This window comes from Nocardia sp. FDAARGOS_372 (assembly GCF_002554515.1).
In the GTDB taxonomy this organism is placed as follows: Bacteria; Actinomycetota; Actinomycetes; order Mycobacteriales; family Mycobacteriaceae; genus Nocardia; species Nocardia farcinica.
Genome location: NZ_PDDW01000001.1, coordinates 3,888,878 through 3,910,046, shown reverse-complemented (window position 1 = coordinate 3,910,046; position 21,169 = coordinate 3,888,878). Strand labels below are relative to the sequence as shown.

The following is a 21,169-nucleotide window of genomic DNA, read 5'->3' as shown; positions in this document are numbered from 1 at the left end:
GGGTGCTCCGATCCTTGCTCTGTGCCCGCGCCGCAGAATTCAGTTCTCCGGCGCACTCCCGGTGTCGTCCGACCGAGCCCGCGTCGATCGCGTCGATTTCTGTGCGGTGGACGATTTCGCGCCGGTCGCCGAATCGGCACCGGTCGATTTCGCGGCGGGCCGTTTCCGGGCAGTGGATTTCGCGGCGGTCGCCTTGGGGGTGGTGGATTTGGCCGCGCCCGATTTGGTGGGGGTCGATTTGGTGGCGGCCGATTTGGTGGGGGCCGATTTGGTGGGGGTCGATTTCGCGGCGGACGGCGAGGGTTTCGTCGACGCCGACGATTTCGCGGGTGCCGCGGGTTGCTCGGGTGCGGGTTGCGGGGCCGGCGCGGTCGTTTCGGCGGGTGTCGCGGAGTCCGCGGGAGTCCCGGCGGTCGCGGGGACCTGCTCCGCCGTCGCGGCTGCCTTCGCGGCGGTGGTCGAACTGCCCCGGGTGGTGCGCCTGGTCCGGGTGCGCTTCGTGCCGGTCGTCGGTGCCGTTGTCGCGACGGCGGGCGACTCGGCGGTGGCGTCCGCGGGAGTGACCGAGGCGGTGCCCGGTGCGGCGGCGGGCGTCGACGGCGCTGTCGATCCGGCGTGGGAGGCGTCCTTCGGCGTGGCGGACGCACTCTCTACCTGGCCGGGCGCTGGCTGGTCGGGCGCTGGCTGGTTGGGCGCTGCCTGATTGGCCGCGGTCTGGCCGGGCGCGATGTGCTTCGGTGCTTCGGCGGTCGTCCCGGCCGGGGTCTGGTTGTCGTCCGGCGAGGTTCCTAGGTCGGCGGTGTTGTCACCGTCCTTGCCCGACTGCTTCCCGGCGGTGGTACGGGTGCGGGTGGCGCGCGCGTGCCGCCCGGCACCACCGGAGGTGCGTGGTGCGGTTGTTCGCGGCGCCGGAGTTCCGGTGGCGGCGGCCGTCTGCGCCGCGCGCCCGGCGACCGGTGCGCTGTCGGTCTCGGCGCGTGGCTGCTCTGTCGCGGACTCGGCGCGCGCGGCGCTCGGCGCGAAACGGCCCGAGTTGCCGCGGTTCTCGGGCGCGGCGGTCTTCTGCGGCTCCCGGGCACCGCGGTCGCCCGTCATGCGCGCCGACTTCCGATCGGCGGCCGACGGGCCGCCGACCGTGGCGCGTGGCCGGTCCGTGGTGCCGCTGGTGCGGGCATGCCGCCCACCGGTGGCGCCGTTCCCACCGGTCGAACGCGACCGCTGGCCCACGCCACCGTTGCCGTCCGCCGTGGAATCCGACTCAGCGGTTGCACCGGCCGGGCCGGTCCCCGCCGTCTCGGCGGCCGACTCGGCGGGGGTGCTGCCGGACCCGGTGGGAGTCGAGTCGGCCACACGCTCGCTACCCGTGCCGGCCGTGCGCTGGGCATCGGTGGCGTTGGTCCGCCGTGCCGTGGGTGCGCCGCCGGTCGTAGCGGCGTCGCCCGGTCGCCTGGTGTCTGCGGTGTCGTCGGCCTGCCGGGTGGGGCGCGGGGCGGCGCCGTCGCCGGATCGTGTTGTGCGCGCGGCGGTCGTCGCGGCCGAGGGCTCGCCCGGTTCGACCGCGGGGCCGTCGTCGGTCCGTGTCGTGGGCGTGGTCGCGGTGCCGTCGCCGGGTCGCGTTGTGGGCGTGGTCGCGGTGCCGTCGCCGGGGCGCGTCGTGGGCGTGGTTGTGGTCGCCGTTCCGTTGCCGGGTCGCGTCGCCGGGGTGGTGGTGGGCGCGGTCCTGGTGTCGGGTCGTGCGGCGGGCGCGGCGCCGCTGCGCGAACGCGCCGCACCGGCGTCGGCGGCCGTGGGGTCGCCCGCTGGTGTGGTCCGCGCGGGATTGCTGCTCGACCGCGCGGTCCGGGTGCCGTTGGTCGACCGGGTCGGCGTGTTGGGCTCGTTGGCAGTGGCCGATTCGGCCGCGCGGGTCGCGTCACCCGCGGTCGTCCTGCTGCCGGTCGTCCGCGCCGATTCCCGGGTACGTCGGGTCGTCTGGCGGGTGTGCTCGGTATCCGTGCCGGTGGTGCGGTTCGGCTGTCCGGCGTTGCCGCTGCGCGGGCCACCGGACCGGGTGCGCTCCGCCGATGCCGATGCCGATGCCGATGCCGACGAACGGCCGGCCGGTTCGCCGGGGGAGGCCGACTTCCGTGCGCCCGGCCGCAGCTCGGCGCCATTACCGGCACCGTTCCCGGAGCTCGCCCGTCCCCGCCGCGCCCGCGGTTCGGCGGCGCCGTCCACGTCGGTGGTCCGGGTCCGGGACGCGGCGGTGGTGCGGCCGGCCGTGCCGGCGCGGTCGGCGGCGCCGGTGCGTCGGGTGCCCTTCCCGAGGTCGGGCTTCCCCGCGGTCCTGGCGTCCGTGGCCGTGCGGCCCGTGTCGCCCGCGTTGTCGATACCGATCACCCGTTGCGCCTCGGCCTTCGCCTCGGCGATGATCTGCGCCGCGCGCTGGGCGGCGGCCACCGCACCGGGATGCTTGGCCATCCGCACCGGCATCGGCGTGGTGGGCACGTCGGCGGAGGCGGCGTCGGCCGGGACGCCGGGGTTCTCGAGTGCCGCCGGGTCGAGATCCGAACGGCGCATCGTGCAGAAGGCGATGACGCCCGAGACCGCGGCGAGCACGGCGGCCAGCACCATCGCGGTGCGCAGGCCGTCGACGAAGGCGGTTTCGGCCGCGGCGCGCACGGCGCCGCTCACCGAGGCGGGCAGGCCATCCAGCACCGCCGAGGGGCCCGCGGCGGCGACGGCATCACCGGCGGTGTCCACCTGCTCGCCGAAAACCCGCCGCGCGGTGTCGGTCTCGGTGAACGCACCGGCCACCCGGTTCTGGAAGAACGCGCCGACGGCGGCGATGCCGATCGCCACACCGGCTTGCTGGAAGGTCTCGTTGATGCCGGAAGCCATGCCGGACTTGTCGGGAGTGGTGACCGCGATCGAGAACGCCGCGCGGGGCGGGTTGAACACACCCATGCCCAGACCGATCAGGATCATCGCCGGAATCAGCGCCGTCCACGCCGAATCCACGTCCACCAGCACCACGGCGAGCAGACCGCCCGCGATGAGCAACTGCGACACACCCACCAGCACGGCGGGCGGGAGCTTGGTCACCAGGCTGCCCGCCACCGCCGCCGCCACGAACAGCAGCAGGGTCAACGGCAGGAACCGCAGGCCGCTGGCGAACGCCGAATAACCCAGCATGTTCTGCACATAGGAGATGAGCAGGAACAGGGCGGGCATCACGGTGAGCGCGCACAATGCCGTCACCGCCGACAGGCCGTTGAAGGTGCGGCTGCCGAACAGCGACAGGTCGAACATCGCCCGGCCCGGCCGGGTGATCTGCAACCGGGTGAAGACCGCGAGCAGCACGACGGCCAGCGCGAAGCAGCCGATGATGGTGAGGCTGGTCCAGCCGTCCTGTTCGCCGCGCATGAAACCGAGCACGAGGAAGAACAGGCCGGCCGAGAAGGTGATCATGCCCGGCCAGTCCACCGGAGGCGGTGTGTCGCTGCGGGATTCGCGCACCTTCAGATAGCCGATCACCAGCGCGGCGATCGTGACGGGCACGTTGATGAGGAAGATCCAGCGCCAGCCCGCGGTCTCGGTGAGCCCGCCGCCGATCAGCGGACCGAACGCGATGGCCAGCCCGGTGACGCCGCCGAACACGCCGAACGCCATTCCCCGGTCCTTGCCACGGAATTCGTGTCCGAGCAGCGCGGGCCCGACCGCGAACAGGATGGCCCCGCCCAGGCCCTGCACGAACCGGGCCACGATCAGCACCAGATCGTTGGGCGCCAGCCCGCACGCCAGCGACGACAGCACGAAGATCACCAGGCCGGCGTCGAAAACCCGCTTGCGGCCGAGCCGGTCGGCCAGCGAACCCGCCGCGAGCAGCACCGCGGCCAGGCCGAGTGCGTAGGCGTCCAGGATCCACTGCAACGCCGAGAACGACGAACCGAAGGCGGCGCGGATGTCGGGCAGTGCGACGTTGACGACCGTGAGGTCGAGCATGAGCATGAAGGTGGCGAGCGCGACGACCACCAGGGTCCATATCGCGCCGGCGGACCGTCGGGTCGCGGTCTCGGCACCTACGGTTGCCATGGACATTCCCTTCGGAGTTCGGCCCGGTGGCGACTGCTCAGGCGGCCCGCAACGCTGCGGACACCGCATCGCCGACCGGAATGCGTTGCGGCAGTTGGTACATCCCGGCCACCTGCGCGACGATCTGCTCGATCGAGCCGCCGATCACCAGATACGGCAGTGCCGATTCGTGCAACGTCGCCAGCAGCAACCGATCGACGACCGCGCGCAGGGCACCGTCGTCGCCGGCGCCCGCGTCGTCGGGCAGACGCAGATGAACGACACCGTCGTAGGTGTCGTTCGCGCGTCGGATGACGATGCGGTGATGCGCGAGCAGGAAGCGCTGTTCGAAGATACGGTACGGCAGATCACGGGGATTGAGCACCCAATGCCGCAGCCGCCTGGTCTGCCGCAGCGCTTCGGCCATCGCCCACTCGTGCAGCACCGAGCCGTCGGAGACGAAGCCGCCGGGCATCCTGGTCTCGGTGTCCACCCGCTGTTCGAAGCCGCGCACGGTGGCCTCGACGGTGTCGCCGAGCCGCCGTCCGCTCCGGGGCGCGGTCAGCTCGGCGGAGACGGTGGCGCAGTCGAGGCCGGTGGCGAGGGCGAGGGCGGTGCACACGGTGTGGCGGCCGGTGCCCGGCGCGCCGGTGACGGCGAGCCGGACCGGCGGTAGGTCGTCCACGGCCGCCATCAGTCGGGGAGCCGATGGGCCAGCAGGCACGACCCGGTCACGCCCTGGAACTCCTTGATCAGCAGGTCCGCGCTGCGCCACCGCTGCCCGCCGCGATCGATCGTGGAGGTGCGCCGGATCTCCACCGTGCCGTCGAAGTCGGTCGCGCTGGACCGGTGCGGCGGCTCGCAGAAGAACTCCAGCTTGCGCATCCACAGGGTGTCGCTGTTGGTGCGATCCAGCGAGTCCATCCGGTAGAGCAGGATCTGCGAGAGCTGGGCCGCGCCGACGATCGCGTCGATCGGGGAGACCGAGTTCCAGTAGGCCGACTCGGCGCCGACGTAGCCGCCCTCGGCGCCGGGACGCACGGTCTGCCTGCTGGTGATCCGGGTGGCGTCGTCGTCGACGATCAGGTCCGTGGCCGTCAGGGTGTGGTCCTTGACACCCGTCAGGTAGTAGTGCGGCGCCGGGCCGTAGAGGTCGGCGAGGCTGTCGAGGTGGTCGATCTGCTCGCCGGGTTCGGCCGAACCGGTGCCGAGCGGATGCACCAGGGTCAGGGTGCCCGCGAGATTGCCGACGGTGAACTTGAAGGTGGTCTCGGCCTCGCTCGCCTCCTCGGTGACCGCGGTGATCTCGGCTTGCACCGGGATGTGGTCGAGGTCCTCGTGTGGGGCGGCGCCGGCACGCACGGTGCCGTGGCTGACCCACATCCGCGCCGCCTCCTCCGGCCGCAGCCCGCGGGCGCGGGTCACCGCGGCGTCGCACAGCGCGGTGGCCAGCATGACGGTGTCGACGCTGCTGACGTGCGGCACGAGTTCCCGGTGTTTTTTGGTCGACCAGGCCGCCGGATATTCGAGCCGAGCCATTGCCGTGTGCTTTGCGCCGGGGCGAGCGGAATTGCCGAGACGCAGGTCCGCCAATTCCGGGCCTACTTTTCGATAACCCTCTCCGAAATACCGGGTGGCCCGGGGCCCGAGGGGTTCGTCGTAACTGGAGAAAGAAACGCTCATGAGTACAACCTTCGAACAGCGACAGAATCCGGCTTCAGGCGACGCGGGGCAATTCGAATACCTGTCCCGCGTACGACAGACCCGCTCCGAAGGAAACCTGCAGAGCGAGTTGTCCCGGCTTGGCTCGACCCGAGGAGATCAGGTCGTCGATCGCCAGCGGCAGTGCCGCGGCGGACGTGTTTCCGGCGCGCCGCACATCGTCGGCCACCACCACCGAATCGTCGCGCCAGCCCAATTTGCGCACGACACCGTCGATGATGCGCAGATTGGCCTGGTGCGGAATGAACACCTCGATCTCGTCGAGACCGACACCGCCCGCGGCGGCGATCTCCTCGACGATCTGTGGCACGGCGGCGGTGGCCCAGCGGAACACCTCGGTGCCCTCCATGCGCAGCATGGGGGTGGGGGTGTCGGCCGGTGCCGCGCGTTGCTGTTCCCAGGTCGGTTCCTGGCGGATCAACCGGGCCTGTCGACCGTCGCTGCCCCAGACGGTCTTGCGGATGTGGCCCGACTCGGTGCGCCCGATGAGCACCGCGCCCGCACCGTCGCCGAAGATCGGCGCGACCGCGCGCTCGTCGGGATCCACGACATGGCTGAGCTTTTCCGAACCGATCACCAGTATCGTGTCGGCCTGGCCCGCGTTGATCAGCGCGGCGGCCTGGCCGACGCCGTGGGCCAGGCCCGAGCAGCCCGCGGAGATGTCGAAGGCGGCCGGACCCGAGCACCCGAGCTCGGCGGCGACGATCGGGGCGGCCGCTGGTGTCTGGTTCAGATGGGTCGAGGTGGCGAGCATGAGCACGTCCACCTCGGTGGCGGCCACGCCGGCGGCGGTGAGCGCGCTGTCGGCGGCGCGCACCGCCATCGTCACGACCGTTTCCTCCGGGCCGGCGAAACGCCGTTCGGTGATTCCGGTGCGGGTGCGAATCCACTCGTCGTCGACACCCAGGTGGGGAGCGAGATCGGAATTGGAAATGACCCGGTGTGGCCTATATGATCCGATCATGAGCATCCCGGCTCGCGTAGCGGTCTCGCTGCTCGTTGCCGTCATATTGCTCACCCCCCTGAGATTTATGAAGTGAATCACGTGTGAATCAACTTATCACCGTCCTCCAAAACCGGGATGAGATCACACGGCTATAACGCCAGCATAACAGCGGTGAGTGATGAAGGTCACGTTTTTTGATGCGGTATTGACATAACCGAACCTACTCGTCAGTCGCAAAATTGCGTACGCGATTGTTCACTTGAACCGGCAACCTCGGACCTGGGCTTTCGGGCCCGGTGGATGGCGAACAATTCGGTACGGGAAGGCGGAGTGCTCGCCGAGAAATAGCCGGTCAGCCCCTGTTTTCCGGGTCTGGGCGCACGGGTTGGGGGCGTCGAACGCGACGAGGGCGGGTTCCTGGTCGGTGGACCAGGAACCCGCCCTCGGGAAGCGTGCCCGCCGTCGGTCAGCGGCTGGTGAACGGCAGCAGTGCCATCTCGCGGGCGTTCTTCACCGCGACGGCGACCTGCCGCTGCTGCTGCGGGGTCAGGCCGGTGACGCGCCTGCTGCGGATCTTGCCGCGATCGGAGATGAAGGTGCGCAGCAGGTTGACGTCCTTGTAGTCCACCGTCTCGATCCCCGCGGCGATGAGCGGGTTCTTCTTCGGGCGGCGGGCCTGCTCGGCGCGGACCTTCTTCGACGGTGCTCGCTTGACTGCCATATCAGGGGTTCCTTCTTGCGGTATCGGTGGTCTTACCAGCTCGATTTGTGCACACCGGGAAGTTCTCCGCGGTGGGCCATCTCGCGCACACGCACACGGGAGAGGCCGAACTTCCGGAGGTGACCGCGCGGACGTCCGTCCGCGGCGTCCCGATTGCGCAATCGTACCGGACTGGCATCGCGCGGCAGTCGCTGCAGTGCCGCCTGGGCGGCGGCCCGGTCCGCCTCGGGCGTGCTCGGCTTGCGGATCAGTTCCTTGAGTTCGGCCCGGCGCGCGGCGTAGCGGGCCACGATCTGCTTGCGCTGCTCGTTCCGGGCGACCTTGGATTTCTTTGCCACTCAGCGCTCCTCGCGGAAGTCGACGTGCTTGCGCACGACCGGGTCGTACTTGCGCAGCACCATCCGGTCCGGATCGTTGCGCCGGTTCTTGCGGGTGACGTAGGTGTACCCGGTGCCCGCCGTCGACTTCAGCTTGACGATGGGGCGCAATTCGGTGGATTTCGACGCCATGGGGCGCTCCTCCTAGATCTTCTCGCCGCGGGCCCGTAGCCGCGCCACCACGGCCTCGATCCCGTCCCGGTCGATGGTCTTGATGCCCTTCGCGGAGACCGTCAGCGTGATGCGCCGGCCTTCGCTGGGCAGGTAGTAGGTCTTGCGCTGGATGTTGGGATCCCAGCGGCGGTTGGTCCGCACGTGGGAGTGCGAGACGGACTTGCCGAAGCCGGGCTTGCGCCCGGTGACCTGGCAGTGGGCGGACATGGCCCCGGCCTCCTCCTGTTGATGACAATCGTTTTCGACAATGAACGCCGGAGACTGTACCGTTATGCCCGAGCAAATGACAATCGTTATCGAAAGGGGTTCCGGTGGTGCTGCCTGATCCCGCTCCACTCCCGCCCCGGCCCGACCGGCGGACGCCGGTCCTGCTCGTGGCCGGCCTGCCCGGCCGCGCGAGCGCCGCGGTCGACCGGGCGGCCGCGGCGCTGGCACATGCCGAGGGCGCCGTCGTCGTCCGGCATCACCTCGAAGACCTGCGCGAGGGCGTCGTGCGCCGCACCCTGCGCACCGTCCTCGCCACCACCGAGACGGTGCTCGAGTTGGCGCACGGCTGTGTGTCCTGCACCCTGCGCGCCGACCTGCTCCCGCTGCTGTGCACGCTGGCCGCCCGCGAGTCGGTGCACCGGATCGTGCTCGAACTGGATCCGGCCTTCGAGGCCGAGGCGGTCTGCCAGGCCATCGAGGATGTCGTCGTCACCGGGGTGGTCGGCCGGGTGGACGGGCCTGCGGCCCGCGACGTCCGCATCGAGGCGGTGCTCACCTGCGTCGACGCCGCGTCCTGGCTCGCCGACGCGACCGGTGAGGAAACCCTCGCCGAGCGCGGCCTGGCCACCGCCGACGACGACCGTACCGTCGCCCAGGTCGCGGTCGGACAGGTCGACTTCGCCGACGCCCTCGTCGCGCTCGGCCAGGCATCCGATCCGATCGAGCACGACCGGCTCACCGCCGTGCTCGCCCGGCTGGTTCCCGAGGCGCCGGTGACGTGGGTCGACTCGCCCGACGCGATCACCGCCGCCGAGATCGAGGCGCTGCTCACGCGGATCCCCGCGCACTCGCGGCGCGGCCGGGTCTTCGACGCGCACGCACCGCTGCTGCGTGGACAGCCCTCGCTGCTCACCGAGCACGGCGTGACGCTGGTGGAGTTCGCCGCGAGCAGGCCGTTCCACCCGGCCCGGCTGCACGACGCCCTCGACGTGCTGCTCGAGGGCGTGGTGACCGCCCGCGGCAGGTTGTGGCTGGCCACCCAACCCGACGAGGTGGTGTGGTTGGAGTCGGCCGGTGGCGGCCTGCGGGTCGGCGGTGCCGGTCCGTGGCTGGCCGCGATGAGCGCTGAGGACTACGAGCGGGCCGACCCGACCCGCCGCGCGCTGGCCGCGCTCGGCTGGGACGAGCGGTTCGGCGACCGGCACATCTCGCTGGTGATCCTGGCCCACGAGGCCGACCCCGCCGAGATCCGCCGCGCACTGCACTGGGCCCTGGTCGAGGACGACGAACTGCGCCTGGTGGACCGGGCACCCGAGCGGGTCGCCCGCTGGGAGGACCCGTTCGGCGAGTGGCACGAGGAACCGTGCGCCGACCCGGGGGAACCGATCGAGGACATCGCGTGGCCGAAAGGCCGGACAGGAGAAGGACAATGAAGGCGGGCATCCACCCCGACTACCACCCCGTGGTGTTCGAGGACTCGAGCACCGGCAAGCGCTTCCTCACCAGATCGACCGCGACGAGCGAGCGCACCGTGGAGTGGACCGACGGCAACACCTACCCCCTGCTGGTGGTGGACGTGACCGCGGACTCGCATCCGTTCTGGACCGGCGCCCAGCGCCTGCTGGACACCCAGGGTCGGGTGGAGAAGTTCAACCGCAAGTACGGCCGCCGGGTGCGCGGCGGACAGGAGGGCTGAGATGGCGGTTCCGAAGCGGCGGATGTCGAGGTCGAACACGCGCAGCAGGCGCAGCCAATGGAAGGCGAAGGCGCCGGATCTGGTCGAGGTGACCGTCGCGGGCGTGCCGCGCAAGGTGCCGCGGCGGCTGGTCGCGGCGATCCGGCGGGGTCTGATCGATCCCGAGCGGCTCTGAGCAGCCGACGGCGAATGGCAGTCGGCGACGAATGGCAGCCGACGGCGAATGGCAGTCGACGACGAATGAGGGGGAGTGGGGTGGGTCCGCCGGGCCCACCCCACTCGTCGGTTCAGCCCTCGAGCTTGGCCAGATCGGTCAGCGCGGCGGCGAGCCGAAAGTACTTGTTGTTGCCCAGGTCGGCGATGGTCTTGATCTTCAGTTCGGCGAACACCTTGTCGTGCGCCTCGGTGAAGCCGGCCAGCGCCGAGGGCGGCGCGGACAGGATCTCCGCGAGCGGCTTGTTCTCGTACGCCTTGTCGAGAGCCTTGTCGAGCACCACGTTGACGGCCATGCGAACTCCTTAGGGAACGAACCTGACTGCTGCGGTGCCGGAGAAAACCGAGCGCATCCGGCCAGCCGACGATAACCCGGTTGCCCGTGCCGGGCAGGGTGAACGGCGTGGCAAACCACTGGCAATTGTCGTGAGACAGATCACATGGAAGAATTACGGCCCGACCGCTTGCCGGTCGCTAGCTGACCGGCGAAACCCGTGCTGCGGGTGGGTTTTTCGAGCCGAAAAAGTAGTGATTTCCGGGCCGATCCGAGGTACCCTCATCCATCGAGGGCGGGTTCTCCCGGTTCCGGGAGAACCCGCTCATCGCCAAGCATCCGCCGCCGGGCGCGTGCCGGCGATCCGCCAGCGGCCCATCGCCGCGAAACCCCGCCTCACCCCGCATCTTCCGGGCCGCGACTCGAGCGTGCGGTCCCGCGCCCCGGCTCGCGTCGATCCGCCTCCGGCAGCAGCGCTTCCAGGCGGGCGGCGATCGACTCCACCGACTCCTCGATCAGTGACAGCGGCCACGGCAGCCGCCGCTGCGCCTGCCCGCGCAACTGCGCGGTCAATTCCGCCGACGTGGCCTCCAATTCGCTGATCTCGGTACGCAGATCGTGCACCTCCGCGCGCAACCGAGCGGTCTCGGTCGCCAGCTCGTCCACCCGGCGCAGCGCCACGGCCAACCCGTCCACCAGGGTGCGCGCCCTGCCCTCGGCGTCGGTGCCCAACTGCGGCCAGCCCGCCAGGCTCGGCCCGCGGAGCTGCGTGAGGACATCGCGCAGCATCGCATCCTGTTCCGGCGTCACGTCCGGTCCTTCCCTCACCCGGCGCGACGGTTCAGAACCGCGGCGCGCCGATCACCATCGTCTCGCCCGCGTCGAACGCGCGATCGTGCCCGCCCGGTCCGGACGGCATGCCGGGGCCCGACGGCGCGGGCGCGCCGGACGGCACGGCCCGGGTCGCCGGGGCGGCCGCGGGCTGGGCCCGCCGGTCTGGGGTCACCAGCACCGCCGTGATCGGCACGGCCAGCGAGAGCATCCCCAGGACGAACATCGGCACCAGGAAGGCGAACAGATCCTCACCGGGTGGCGGCACCGAACCGGGCTCGAGCTCGACGCTCACCCCGGCCAGCCGCACGTAGTGCATGCCGAGCATGCCGACCGCGTACAACACCGCGGCGGCGACCAGCACACTGACGGGCCTGCGCTGCAGCAGGAACCACAGCGTCGCGGTGGCGGTGCCGATCGCGAGCACGGCGGCCACCGTGATCGACCACCACGCCGTGCGCACCACACCCTGGACGTGGATGCCTGCCATCGCGACGAACAACATCGCGCTCATGCCGACACCCATGATCAGTCCCGCGCCGGCCAGGCGCGGCACCAGCGGACGGCCGCCGAGCACGAGCAGCGCCGCCAACGTCGACGACACCGCGATCACCCCCGCCACGACCAGGCGCGCGACCTCGTACCGGATCTGCCCGCCGTCGCCGGGCGCGACGCCGAGCATCGACACGAAGATCGCCAGCCACGTCCCGATCCCGCCGATCGAGACCGCGGCGGCGGCGAGCCACACCAGGCGGAACTTCGCGGTCACCGACTCCGTCGACTGGCGGACGCAGACCAGCCCGACCAGGGCGCCGACCATCGAGACCACGGCCGCGAGGCCGAGCACCCAGTACCCCATGGAGAAGTAGCTCACCGCGGCAGCACCCTCACACCTGTCCGACGGGCTGTTCCCGCTGTTCGGCGGCCAGCCGCTGGATCGCGTATTCGGTGACCGCGGCCAGCGACTGACGCACCTCGGTCGCGTTGCGCGCGTCGATGTCGACGATGGGGACGATCGGCCGCACCGACAGCGCCTCGCGCAGTTCCGCCACCGGGAACCGCGGCGAATCGGGAAAACGGTTGACCGCGATGAGGAACGGCAGCCCGCGCGCCTCGAAGAAGTCGACGGCGGCGAAGCTGTCCTCGATGCGGCGGGTGTCCACCAGCACCACCGCGCCGATCGCGCCGCGGATCAGGTCGTCCCACATGAACCAGAACCGGCGCTGCCCCGGCGTGCCGAACAGGTACAGCGTCAGGTTGCCCGGCAGCATGATGCGGCCGAAATCCATGGCGACCGTGGTGGTCTCCTTGCCGGGCGTCGCGGCGAGGTCGTCGATGCCGTCGGAGAAGCCCGTCACCATGGCTTCGGTCCGCAGCGGCACGATCTCCGAGACCGCGCCGACGAAGGTGGTCTTGCCCGCGCCGAAACCACCGGCGACAACGATCTTGGTCGAGGCGGTGCGGTTGTCCATCGGCGCCGAGCCGCCGTACGGCTTGGTGTTATAGGGCGCGGAGTCCACGCAAAGTCCTCTCCATCAGGGACAGGCGCTCGTCATAGCTCGCCTGGTCACTCAGGGTCCAATGCACACGCAGCGTTCCAGCGACGACGAGATCACCGATCACGACGCGCACCAGACCGAGCGGACGCTGCAGTTTGGCCGTGATCTCGGCGACCGAAAGGCGTGCGGTGCCCAATCGGACGATATCGGTACGGATATCGCCGACCGGCCATTCGAGATGGGCAGTGTAGGAGATGGTCTCGATGACCGCCTCCAGGGGAAGGTCGACCGCGGGTTCGGTCCGTCCCGAGGTCAGCGCATACGGGCGAACTCGGGTAGGTGGCGTGCCCGGCCCCCCGCCGGATGGAGTCGACATGCCACGCTCAGACCGCGCTGCGCGCGGTCGCCTGGACCACCGAGCCGACCCGGTCCACCAGCAGCGCCATCTCGTAGCCGATGCGCCCGATGTCGTGGGTCTTGTTGGCCAGCACCGCCAGGTGCGAGCCGTTGCCGACGGTCATCACGAGCAGGTACCCGCGCTGCATGTCCACGATGGACTGCATCACCTTGCCGCCGTTGAACAGTTGCGCCGCGCCGGTGGAGAGGCTGGCCAGACCCGCGGTCACGGCGGCCAGCTGCTCGGCGCGGTCGGGCGGCAGATGCGGACTGGTCGCCTGGAGCAAACCGTCGGCGGAAACCAACACCGCGTGGGTGACCCCGGGCACGTCCCTGGTGAAGCGGGTGACCAGCCAGTTCAGGTTCTCGTCCGTTGTGGTGCTTGGTTTCTCGGTCACTCGAGCCCTCCGTCGTTGTACTGGGCGTCGGCCCGCCCACTGCGGACCCCGCTGAGATGCCTTGTCAAACTATTGCGGATCTCTTCAGGATCGCGCGCGTTCGATTCGTTGGTCGGAGCAAGGCCGCCGGGCACGAGTTGCGCGCCGGGACGGCGGATCGGCAAGCCACCGTTGGTGCGGCCGGAGACCTGAGGCTTGCTGGCCTCGGCCGCGGCGGCCCACCCGATGTCGCCGGGGGACGACCAGCCGCCGCCCTCGCCCTCGGACCCGGAGGAGGCCGGCTCCACCAGCCACTCCGAGACCATGCGCTGATAGATCGGCGTCGGCGATTCGGCGTTGACCGGCCGCAGCCCGGTCATCGTGGTCTGCGCGGGCTGGGCGGGTTCGGCCGGCTCGTAGCCCGCGGCCTCGTAGGCGTCCGGCTCGGCCTCGGCCCACACGTCGACCTTGGTCGGCTCGGCCGGGAACGATCCGGTGTGCGCGGGCGGATCGAGCGGCCTGCCCGGCGCGGGTTCGGGCGCCTCGGTACCCGGCCTGCCCGCCTCGCGCTCGGGCGCGGGCGCGACCCGGATGGCCGGACGGCGCTGCGGCAGTCCCGAGCCGCTCAATTCGAAGGAGGAGGTGTGCTCGGGCAGCGCCGGGCTCGGCACCGGCACCAGGATGCGCGGCGGCGTCGGCTGGCTCGGAGCGTCGTAGGACGGCTCGGGCATCGGCGGCGGCGCGAGCAGCTCCTGCGGATGCTTGTCGTTGGGCGGCACCGCGGTCACCAGCGAACCGGGCAGGTGCACGCTCGCGGTGATGCCGGGTTGCTGGGTCATGGCCGAGGTGCGGCGCAGGTTGACGGTGATGTTGTGCCGCTTGGCCAGGCGGCCGACGACGAACAGACCCATCCGGCGGGCCGTTTCGACGGTGACCTCACCGCCGGAGGCGAGGTGGCTGTTGACCGTCTGCAGGTCCTCGGCCGACATGCCGAGGCCGCGGTCGATGATCTCGATCAGGTAGCCGCCGTCGACGGAGCGCGCCACCGAGACCGCGACCGAGGTGGTCGGCGGCGAGTAGCGCAGCGCGTTGTCGATGAGCTCGGCGAGCAGGTGCTCGATGTCGACGGCGGGCTCGCCGGGCACCACGCCGTCGGGCGCTGCGCCGATCTCCACCCGCTGGTAGTCCTCGACCTGCGAGACCGCGCTCCACAGCATGTCCGACAGCGGCACCGGCGGCAGGTGGCCGCGGCGCAGTGCGGTACCGGCCAGCACCAGCAGGTTGTCGCCGTTACGGCGCACGCGGGTGGCCAGGTGGTCCAGCCGGAACAGGCTCTGCAGGCGCTGTGAGTCGTCCTCGTCGTGCTCGAGCTCCTCGATGAGCGAGAGCTGCTGCTCGACCAGCGACTGGCTGCGTCGCGAGAGGGTCTCGAACATGCTGCCGATCTGCAGGCGCAGGCGGGCCTGCTCGGCCGCCAGGTGCAACGCGGCGCCGTGGATGTCGTCGACGGCGCGGGCCAGCTGGCCGATCTCCTCGGTGGTGTGCACGTCGACCCGGGTCGGCTCCGGGGTGGCGCCGCCGGAGCGCACCACCTCGAGCTCGTTGGGCAGGTCGACGTGCGCGACCTGCAGAGCGCCGTGCCGCAGGCGGCGGATCGGCAGCACCAGCGAGCGGGCCACCGCCAGCGCGAGGGCCAGACCCGCGAGCAGGGTGGTCACCACGATCGCGATGTCGCGCAGCACCACGCCGCGCACGTCGGCGGTCCGGTCGGCCAGCCTGTTGTCGATCGCGTCGACCAGGCTCAGCGTGCTCTCGTCGTAGGCCTTGACACTGGTCCGCAGCGAATCGATGACCGGCTGGCTGCTCGCCGGATTCTCGATGTTCTGGGCGAAGGCGCCGAGGCGCACGTTGACCGCGTCGATGAGGATGTTGGCGTTGAGCGCCGAGGCGGGCTGCAACTGCGCGTACTGGCTGAGCAGCACCAGCTCACCACCGGCGGTGGTGAGCACCGTCGGGCGGACGGCCGGGTTGCGTTCGGCGCCCGGTGAACCGATCAGCAGGTACTGCTGAGTCAGCAGCCTGCGCGCGTTGGTGGTCACGCCGAGCTGCAGGAAGTAGCGCTGGATGCTGATCTCCTCCAGCGAGGTCGAGCGCGCGATGGCGTTACCGATGTGGGCGGCCACCTGGTCGGCCTGCTGTCCGATGCTCACCGGCGAACTGCTGCGCAGGCTGTTGCGCATGGTGCGGCCGGTGGTGACCGCTTCGTCCAGTTCGTTGATGACGTCCTCGGGCGCGCCGCCGGACCGCAGCACCGTCTGCAGATCGACGGCGGCCTGATCGAACCGGGTACCCGCCCGGTCGACCGCGCCCTCGTCGTTCTCCCAGACCGTCGCCGTCACCACCGCGAGTTGCTCGGTCGCCGACGCGAATTCGAGCATCGGCCGGATGATCCTGGCCTGGTCGGTGGCCGCGTCGAGATCGGCGATCGTGCGTAACTCGTCGTTGATCCGCAGCACCGCGAACGTCGACGCCAGCACCACAGGGAGCAGGAGCACGATCCCGACCTTGCGGGTGACGGGCCAGTTCGACAGGCTGAATTGCCGGGAACGCGGTGCTGCATCCATCCGCTTCCGTCGCCTCCACTCCGCGCGGGTTCCCCGGGATGGTTAGTGGCTGTTCAACATAAGTCAGGGAACCAACCCGCTGAGAACCAACTCGAGGTCTTGTTTTTACCGCAGGGAACATACCGTGCTGGCTGTGTAACGGCAATCTGGGGCATGCGGCCCGATTATTCTAATATGGCCGCCGCGAACGGGTTTCGTGGCGAAACGGCGGAAGCTCGTGCACACCCGTCTTCCGGGTGCCGGGAAAGACGCTGGTCACCGCGCGTGGCTCGGCGTGTCGCCGGTAGCGGGGACTTCGCGGCGTGTCGCGCGCGGCCTCTCAGTCGCCTCTCAGTCGATGCGGTCAAACTGGTCGCATGCGCATTCTGGTAGTCGACGACGATCGCGCCGTCCGGGAATCGCTGCGCCGGTCGTTGACCTTCAACGGCTACACCGTGGACCTCGCCGTGGACGGGGTCGACGCACTGGAGAAAGCCACCGCGCAGCGGCCGGACGCGCTCGTGCTGGATGTCATGATGCCGCGTCTGGACGGGCTGGAGGTTTGCCGGCGTTTGCGCAGTACCGGTGACGATCTTCCGATTCTGGTTTTGACGGCGCGGGATTCGGTTTCCGAAAGGGTTGCCGGGCTCGACGCGGGCGCCGACGATTATCTGCCCAAGCCATTCGCGCTGGAAGAATTGCTGGCCCGGCTGCGTGCCCTGTTGCGCCGTCGCGCGCCCGATCCGGGTGACACCTCCGAGACGTTGCGCTTCGCCGACCTGTCGCTGGACCCGGTCACCCGCGAGGTCTCCCGCGGCGACCGCGCGATCAGCCTGACCCGCACCGAGTTCTCCCTGCTCGAGATGCTGATGGCCAACCCGCGCCGGGTGCTGACCCGTAGCCGCATTCTCGAGGAGGTGTGGGGCTACGACTTCCCCACCTCGGGTAACGCGCTCGAGGTCTACATCGGCTACCTGCGACGTAAGACCGAGGCCGAGGGCGAGCCGCGGCTGATCCACACCGTGCGCGGCGTCGGGTACGTGCTGCGCGAGACCCCGCCGTAGGCGCGCGATGGCACGAAGCGCGCCCCGGCGGCCCGCCGTCGCCCCGGTCGGCCGGCCGGTCGAACCGCCGCCGATGCGTCCGCCGATGCCCCTGACCAGTTCGGTGTCGCTGCGCTGGCGGGTCACCCTGCTGGCCGCCTCGGTGGTGGCGATCGCGGTGGCGGTCACCTCGATCGCCGCCTACGCGATGGTGGCCAGGGCGCTCTACGCCGATGTCGACGAGCAGCTGCGCGCCCGCGCCGCAACCATGATCGACAACAATTTCGACAGCCTGGGTTTCCAATCGATCATCCTGGCCGGGCTGTACTCCAACGATGTCGGCGTGGCGCTGATCTTCGCCGACCACAAGTCCTACATGCCCCCGCAGCAGACCATTCCGCCGGTGGGCGAACAGGAACTCGCGGTCGCCGACGGGCAGCTCGCCTCCTCGCTGCGCACGGTGAGCAGCCAGCGGGTGCTGGCCGTGCACACCAACTCCGGCGCCACGCTGGTCATCTCGCAGCGGCTCGAACCGACCAGGGAGGTGCTCGACCGGCTGGCCTGGCTGTTGTTCGTGGTGGGCGGCTGCGGCGTGGTCCTCGCGGCCGCGGCGGGCACCGCGGTGGGCCGCACCGGCCTGCGTCCGATCGCCCGGCTCACCGCAGCCACCGAACGCATCGCGCGCACCGACGACCTCACCCCGATCCCGGTGACCGGTGACGACGAATTGGCGCGGTTGACCGAGAGTTTCAACACCATGCTGCGGGCGCTCGCCGAATCCCGCGACCGCCAGCGCAGGCTCGTCGCCGACGCGGGACACGAACTGCGCACCCCGCTGACCTCGTTGCGCACCAACATGGAACTGCTCATCGCCTCCAGCCGCCCCGGCGCGCCGCAACTGCCCGAGCAGGACATGGCCGAACTGCGCGCGGACGTGGTCGCCCAGATCGAAGAACTGTCCACCCTGGTCGGTGACCTGGTCGACCTGGCGCGCGAGGACGCGCCGGAGACGGTCTACGACCGGGTCGACCTCGGTGAGGTGGCCGAACGCGCGCTGGAGCGCGCCCGGCGCCGTCGCGCCGATGTGGAATTCGTGGCGGAACTGCGGCCCTGGTTCGTCTACGGCCACGACGCCGCGCTCGAACGCGCGATCCTCAACGTGCTCGACAACGCCGCGAAGTGGAGCCCGGCGGGGGAGCAGGTCGGGGTGCGCATGCGCGAGACCGGCCGCGGGCTGCTCGAGCTCACCGTGGACGACGCCGGTCCCGGTATCCCGCCCGAGGAGCGCGAGCTGGTGTTCGAGCGCTTCTACCGCACCACCGCCTCCCGGTCGATGCCGGGATCGGGGCTCGGCCTGGCGATCGTCAAGCAGGTGGTGACCAAACACGGCGGCACCATCACCATCGACACCTCCGACCGCGGTGGCGCCTGCATTCGTATCGTGTTACCCGGTGAGACGGGTGCCCCCGGTCCTGGCCTGGACCAGCGGGAATGACGGCCGGGATTGACGTGTGATCCGCCGGGCACTCACCTCTCGGAAAACTGAAAGCACGGTCTCAGTCCGCTCTAAGCCGACCCGGCCAGGCTCGACGGTGGACGTGAGGAGAAACGAGTAGTCATGACCGAGGATTTCCAGGCCGCGCCGCAGCACGCGAACCCGCAGCATCCGCACGGGCACTACCCGACCCAGCCGTTCTCCGGACCGCATCCGGGCATGCCTGCCGCCACTCCGCCACCGCAGGCGCCCGCGCGTCCGGCGCGGACCGGCCTGGTCGCCGCCGCGGTGGCCTTGGCCCTGGTCAGCGGCGGCGTCGGCGGCGCGGTGGGCGCGGTGGTCACCCGTTCCGACGACGGCAGGGCCCCGGTCACCAACGCGCTCGACGCGCCGAAACCCAGCGTCAGCAATGTCTCCAACGCCCCGGCCGGGTCGACCCAGGCGGTCGCGCAGAAGGTATTGCCGAGCGTGGTGATGATCAAGGTCGCCAGCAATCGCGCCGAGGGGGAGGGCTCCGGGGTGGTGCTGTCCTCGGACGGACTGATCCTCACCAACAACCACGTGGCCTCCGGCGGCGGCACCGGCGCCCGCATGGAAGTCCACTTCGCCGATGGCTCCACCGCGCCCGCCACCGTGGTGGGCGCCGACCCGGTCTCGGACCTGGCGGTGATCAAGGCGCAGGGCCGAACCGATCTCACCCCGATCGAGCTGGGCACCTCGGCGAGCCTGCAGGTCGGCCAGCCGGTCATCGCCATCGGCTCGCCGCTCGGCCTGGCGGGCACGGTGACCACCGGTATCGTCTCCGCGCTCAATCGCCCGGTCTCCACCAGCGGTGAGGGCACCCAGAATCCGAACGCTCCGCAGCCGGTGATCGACGCCATCCAGACCGACGCCGCCATCAATCCCGGCAATTCCGGTGGCGCGCTGGTGGACTACGAGGGCAAACTGATCGGCATCAACACCGCCATCGCCACCCTCGGCGCGGGCGAACTCGGCGGCCAGCAGAGCGGTTCGATCGGCCTGGGCTTCGCGATCCCGGTCGATCAGGCCCGCCGGGTGGCCGACGAGTTGATCAAGACCGGCCAGGCCACCTACGCGCAGATCGGTATCAAGCTGCGCCCGCAGGACACCGCCGCGCTGGTGCTGGAAGCCACGCCGGGCGGGCCCGCCGCGGCGGCGGGCATCCCGGCCGGCGCGATCATCACCAAACTCGACGACCGCGTCATCGATTCCGGCGAGGCACTCATCGCCGCCGTCCGATCCCATCAACCAGGAGACAAGGTGAAGGTCACCTATACCGACGAGAACGGCAACAATCCGAAGACGGTCGAGGTCACCCTCACCGGCGCGCCCGGGGACGGTGGCCGATGATGCGCCCGACCCGGCTCGACCGGGTGCGGCTGATCTCGGTCGACGGCCTCGACCCGGAATTGTCCAGCGCTGCCGCCGACTTGCTCGACGCAGGCGCTACGGTGAGCACTATGGATATCGATGCTCCTGTCGCGGGGCGCGCCCTGGTGGTGGTCGTGGACGACCGGACCGCCCACGGTGGTGTGGACTCGCTCGGCCCGCTGGTCACCGAACTGCTCACCGAGGCGGGCTTCCTGGTCGACGCGTCGGTGACCGTGCAGGCCGACGAGGTGGAGATCCGCAACGCGCTCAACACCGCGGTGATCGGCGGCGTCGATCTGGTGATCTCGGTCGGCGGCACCGGGATGTCGCCGCGCGATGTGACCCCCGAGGCGACGGCACAGGTGCTCGACCGCGAACTGCCCGGCATCTCCGAGGCGCTGCGCTCCTCCGGCCGCGTCGCCGGTTCGCTCGACGCCGGGCTCTCCCGTGGCCTGGCCGGCGTGTCCGGCTCGACCCTGGTGGTGAACCTGCCCGGTACCCGTGCCGCCATCCGGGACGGCATGGCCACCCTCTCGCCGCTCGCCAGCAAGGTGATCGGCGAGCTGTCCGGTTTGGCGGAGTGACTCCGCAGCCCGGCGATTCCGATACCCCTCGCCCGGCGGAGCGCCGGGCGAGGGACGCCGCGCGGCTGGCGCGGATCTTCGGCGAGACCCTGCCCGACACCACGCGCGACGAGCGCGACGACGACCCGGCCGATCGCGACCGTGGCGACGACTGGTGGCGTTCGCAGGTGCCGCCGCATCACTCCTGAACTCGACTTCGTTCGTCCCGCACCGGGCGGCCCACCCCGCTGTGATCTTGGTCATCGACCCTTCCCGCGGAGCCGTGTGCCGGTCACGTGACGAGTCTCGCACTGCCCCTCATGAGTCAGTGAACGACTTTGTGCTGCATTTATGCACGTCAAGCGATATCGGCATGTTGCTTCTTGTGAGTCAGATCACAGGCACCCACTTGTTCGATTGACGTTGCCGCACCGTAACCCAACGTTTAATGTTCGGCTCGAGCCATCCCGCTCACCGGCCGTTCAACCGCGGGCCATCGCAGTGGTCTGCGGCGGTGAGCGCTGGCTCGGGTCCCCCTCGACCCGGCCCGACGTAGCGCCGAAATAACAACCGGTTACGCACCGGCA

At 70.5% G+C, this 21,169-nt stretch carries 23 protein-coding genes; 8 read left to right on the top strand and 15 right to left on the bottom strand.

Annotated elements, in window-relative coordinates; all coding sequences use genetic code 11:
- Window positions 1-39: 39 nt before the first annotated feature.
- From CRM89_RS31395 to rpmB, 8 genes are all read right to left on the bottom strand, one after another.
- On the bottom strand, window positions 40-4,074 hold the full coding sequence (locus tag CRM89_RS31395; RefSeq protein ID WP_216641981.1) for a DHA2 family efflux MFS transporter permease subunit: 4,035 nt from the start codon (window positions 4,072-4,074) through the stop codon (window positions 40-42).
- 37 nt (window positions 4,075-4,111) lie between these two features.
- Window positions 4,112-4,747, bottom strand: coding sequence for a hypothetical protein (locus CRM89_RS18730; protein ID WP_011211516.1), 636 nt, complete (start codon window positions 4,745-4,747; stop codon window positions 4,112-4,114).
- Complete coding sequence (locus CRM89_RS18725) at window positions 4,747-5,736, bottom strand: AvrD family protein (RefSeq protein WP_060594365.1); 990 nt, start codon at window positions 5,734-5,736, stop codon at window positions 4,747-4,749. The genes CRM89_RS18730 and CRM89_RS18725 overlap by 1 nt, the downstream gene beginning before the upstream one ends.
- A 34-nt stretch (window positions 5,737-5,770) precedes the next feature.
- Entirely contained in the window at window positions 5,771-6,745 is a 975-nt protein-coding gene (locus CRM89_RS18720) for a beta-ketoacyl-ACP synthase 3 (protein ID WP_256385966.1), read from the bottom strand.
- Between the two features lie 442 nt (window positions 6,746-7,187).
- The gene (rpsR, locus tag CRM89_RS18715) at window positions 7,188-7,442 is read right to left on the bottom strand and encodes a 30S ribosomal protein S18 (RefSeq protein ID WP_011211513.1); all 255 of its coding nucleotides are present in this window, start codon (window positions 7,440-7,442) and stop codon (window positions 7,188-7,190) included.
- 32 nt (window positions 7,443-7,474) lie between these two features.
- Window positions 7,475-7,780 (bottom strand): 30S ribosomal protein S14, encoded by a 306-nt coding sequence (gene rpsN / locus CRM89_RS18710; protein ID WP_011211512.1) that lies wholly within the window; start codon window positions 7,778-7,780, stop codon window positions 7,475-7,477.
- Entirely contained in the window at window positions 7,781-7,951 is a 171-nt protein-coding gene (gene rpmG / locus CRM89_RS18705) for a 50S ribosomal protein L33 (RefSeq protein ID WP_011211511.1), read from the bottom strand.
- Window positions 7,952-7,963: 12 nt separating this feature from the next.
- The gene (gene rpmB / locus CRM89_RS18700) at window positions 7,964-8,200 is read right to left on the bottom strand and encodes a 50S ribosomal protein L28 (protein ID WP_011211510.1); all 237 of its coding nucleotides are present in this window, start codon (window positions 8,198-8,200) and stop codon (window positions 7,964-7,966) included.
- Window positions 8,201-8,307: 107 nt separating this feature from the next.
- Here rpmB and mrf point away from each other — a divergent pair, with 107 nt between their 5' ends.
- From mrf to rpmF, 3 genes are read left to right on the top strand one after another with little or no spacing between them, the layout of a single operon-like run.
- A complete protein-coding gene (mrf, locus tag CRM89_RS18695) occupies window positions 8,308-9,633 on the top strand; it encodes a ribosome hibernation factor-recruiting GTPase MRF (protein ID WP_098087048.1) in 1,326 nt (441 codons plus the stop codon).
- Window positions 9,630-9,896, top strand: a complete 267-nt coding sequence (locus CRM89_RS18690) for a type B 50S ribosomal protein L31 (RefSeq protein WP_011211508.1) — start codon at window positions 9,630-9,632, stop codon at window positions 9,894-9,896. The genes mrf and CRM89_RS18690 overlap by 4 nt, the downstream gene beginning before the upstream one ends.
- Window position 9,897: 1 nt before the next feature.
- Window positions 9,898-10,071, top strand: coding sequence for a 50S ribosomal protein L32 (gene rpmF / locus CRM89_RS18685; protein WP_011211507.1), 174 nt, complete (start codon window positions 9,898-9,900; stop codon window positions 10,069-10,071).
- Window positions 10,072-10,183: 112 nt separating this feature from the next.
- Here rpmF and CRM89_RS18680 read toward each other — a convergent pair whose 3' ends face one another.
- The 7 genes from CRM89_RS18680 to CRM89_RS18650 all read right to left on the bottom strand — a co-directional run bounded on the left by CRM89_RS18680 (window position 10,184) and on the right by CRM89_RS18650 (window position 16,110).
- Complete coding sequence (locus CRM89_RS18680) at window positions 10,184-10,405, bottom strand: hypothetical protein (protein ID WP_060594368.1); 222 nt, start codon at window positions 10,403-10,405, stop codon at window positions 10,184-10,186.
- Window positions 10,406-10,779: 374 nt separating this feature from the next.
- Window positions 10,780-11,193, bottom strand: coding sequence for a hypothetical protein (locus tag CRM89_RS18675; RefSeq protein ID WP_060594369.1), 414 nt, complete (start codon window positions 11,191-11,193; stop codon window positions 10,780-10,782).
- 31 nt (window positions 11,194-11,224) lie between these two features.
- A complete protein-coding gene (locus CRM89_RS18670; protein WP_098085357.1) occupies window positions 11,225-12,088 on the bottom strand; it encodes an MHYT domain-containing protein in 864 nt (287 codons plus the stop codon).
- A 13-nt stretch (window positions 12,089-12,101) separates the two neighbouring features.
- The gene (locus CRM89_RS18665; RefSeq protein ID WP_011211503.1) at window positions 12,102-12,686 is read right to left on the bottom strand and encodes an ATP/GTP-binding protein; all 585 of its coding nucleotides are present in this window, start codon (window positions 12,684-12,686) and stop codon (window positions 12,102-12,104) included.
- A 28-nt stretch (window positions 12,687-12,714) separates the two neighbouring features.
- Complete coding sequence (locus CRM89_RS18660; protein WP_011211502.1) at window positions 12,715-13,089, bottom strand: DUF742 domain-containing protein; 375 nt, start codon at window positions 13,087-13,089, stop codon at window positions 12,715-12,717.
- 7 nt (window positions 13,090-13,096) lie between these two features.
- Window positions 13,097-13,507 (bottom strand): roadblock/LC7 domain-containing protein, encoded by a 411-nt coding sequence (locus tag CRM89_RS18655; RefSeq protein WP_011211501.1) that lies wholly within the window; start codon window positions 13,505-13,507, stop codon window positions 13,097-13,099.
- Window positions 13,504-16,110, bottom strand: a complete 2,607-nt coding sequence (locus CRM89_RS18650; RefSeq protein ID WP_098085354.1) for an ATP-binding protein — start codon at window positions 16,108-16,110, stop codon at window positions 13,504-13,506. Before CRM89_RS18650 ends, CRM89_RS18655 begins: the two co-directional genes overlap by 4 nt.
- A gap of 356 nt (window positions 16,111-16,466) precedes the next feature.
- Between CRM89_RS18650 and CRM89_RS18645 the strand changes: the two genes are divergently transcribed.
- The 5 genes from CRM89_RS18645 (at window position 16,467) to CRM89_RS18625 (ending at window position 20,791) form a co-directional block, all read left to right on the top strand.
- On the top strand, window positions 16,467-17,153 hold the full coding sequence (locus CRM89_RS18645; protein WP_011211499.1) for a response regulator transcription factor: 687 nt from the start codon (window positions 16,467-16,469) through the stop codon (window positions 17,151-17,153).
- A gap of 7 nt (window positions 17,154-17,160) precedes the next feature.
- Window positions 17,161-18,627 carry a HAMP domain-containing sensor histidine kinase gene (locus tag CRM89_RS18640; protein WP_060594372.1) on the top strand — a complete coding sequence of 489 codons (1,467 nt, stop codon included), beginning with the start codon at window positions 17,161-17,163 and terminating at the stop codon, window positions 18,625-18,627.
- A gap of 123 nt (window positions 18,628-18,750) precedes the next feature.
- Window positions 18,751-19,998: a S1C family serine protease gene (locus CRM89_RS18635; RefSeq protein WP_011211497.1), complete on the top strand. Its 1,248-nt coding sequence runs from the start codon at window positions 18,751-18,753 to the stop codon at window positions 19,996-19,998.
- A 110-nt stretch (window positions 19,999-20,108) separates the two neighbouring features.
- A complete protein-coding gene (locus CRM89_RS18630; RefSeq protein ID WP_179946657.1) occupies window positions 20,109-20,603 on the top strand; it encodes a molybdenum cofactor biosynthesis protein B in 495 nt (164 codons plus the stop codon).
- Window positions 20,600-20,791 carry a hypothetical protein gene (locus CRM89_RS18625; RefSeq protein WP_098085352.1) on the top strand — a complete coding sequence of 64 codons (192 nt, stop codon included), beginning with the start codon at window positions 20,600-20,602 and terminating at the stop codon, window positions 20,789-20,791. The genes CRM89_RS18630 and CRM89_RS18625 overlap by 4 nt, the downstream gene beginning before the upstream one ends.
- Window positions 20,792-21,169: the final 378 nt, after the last annotated feature.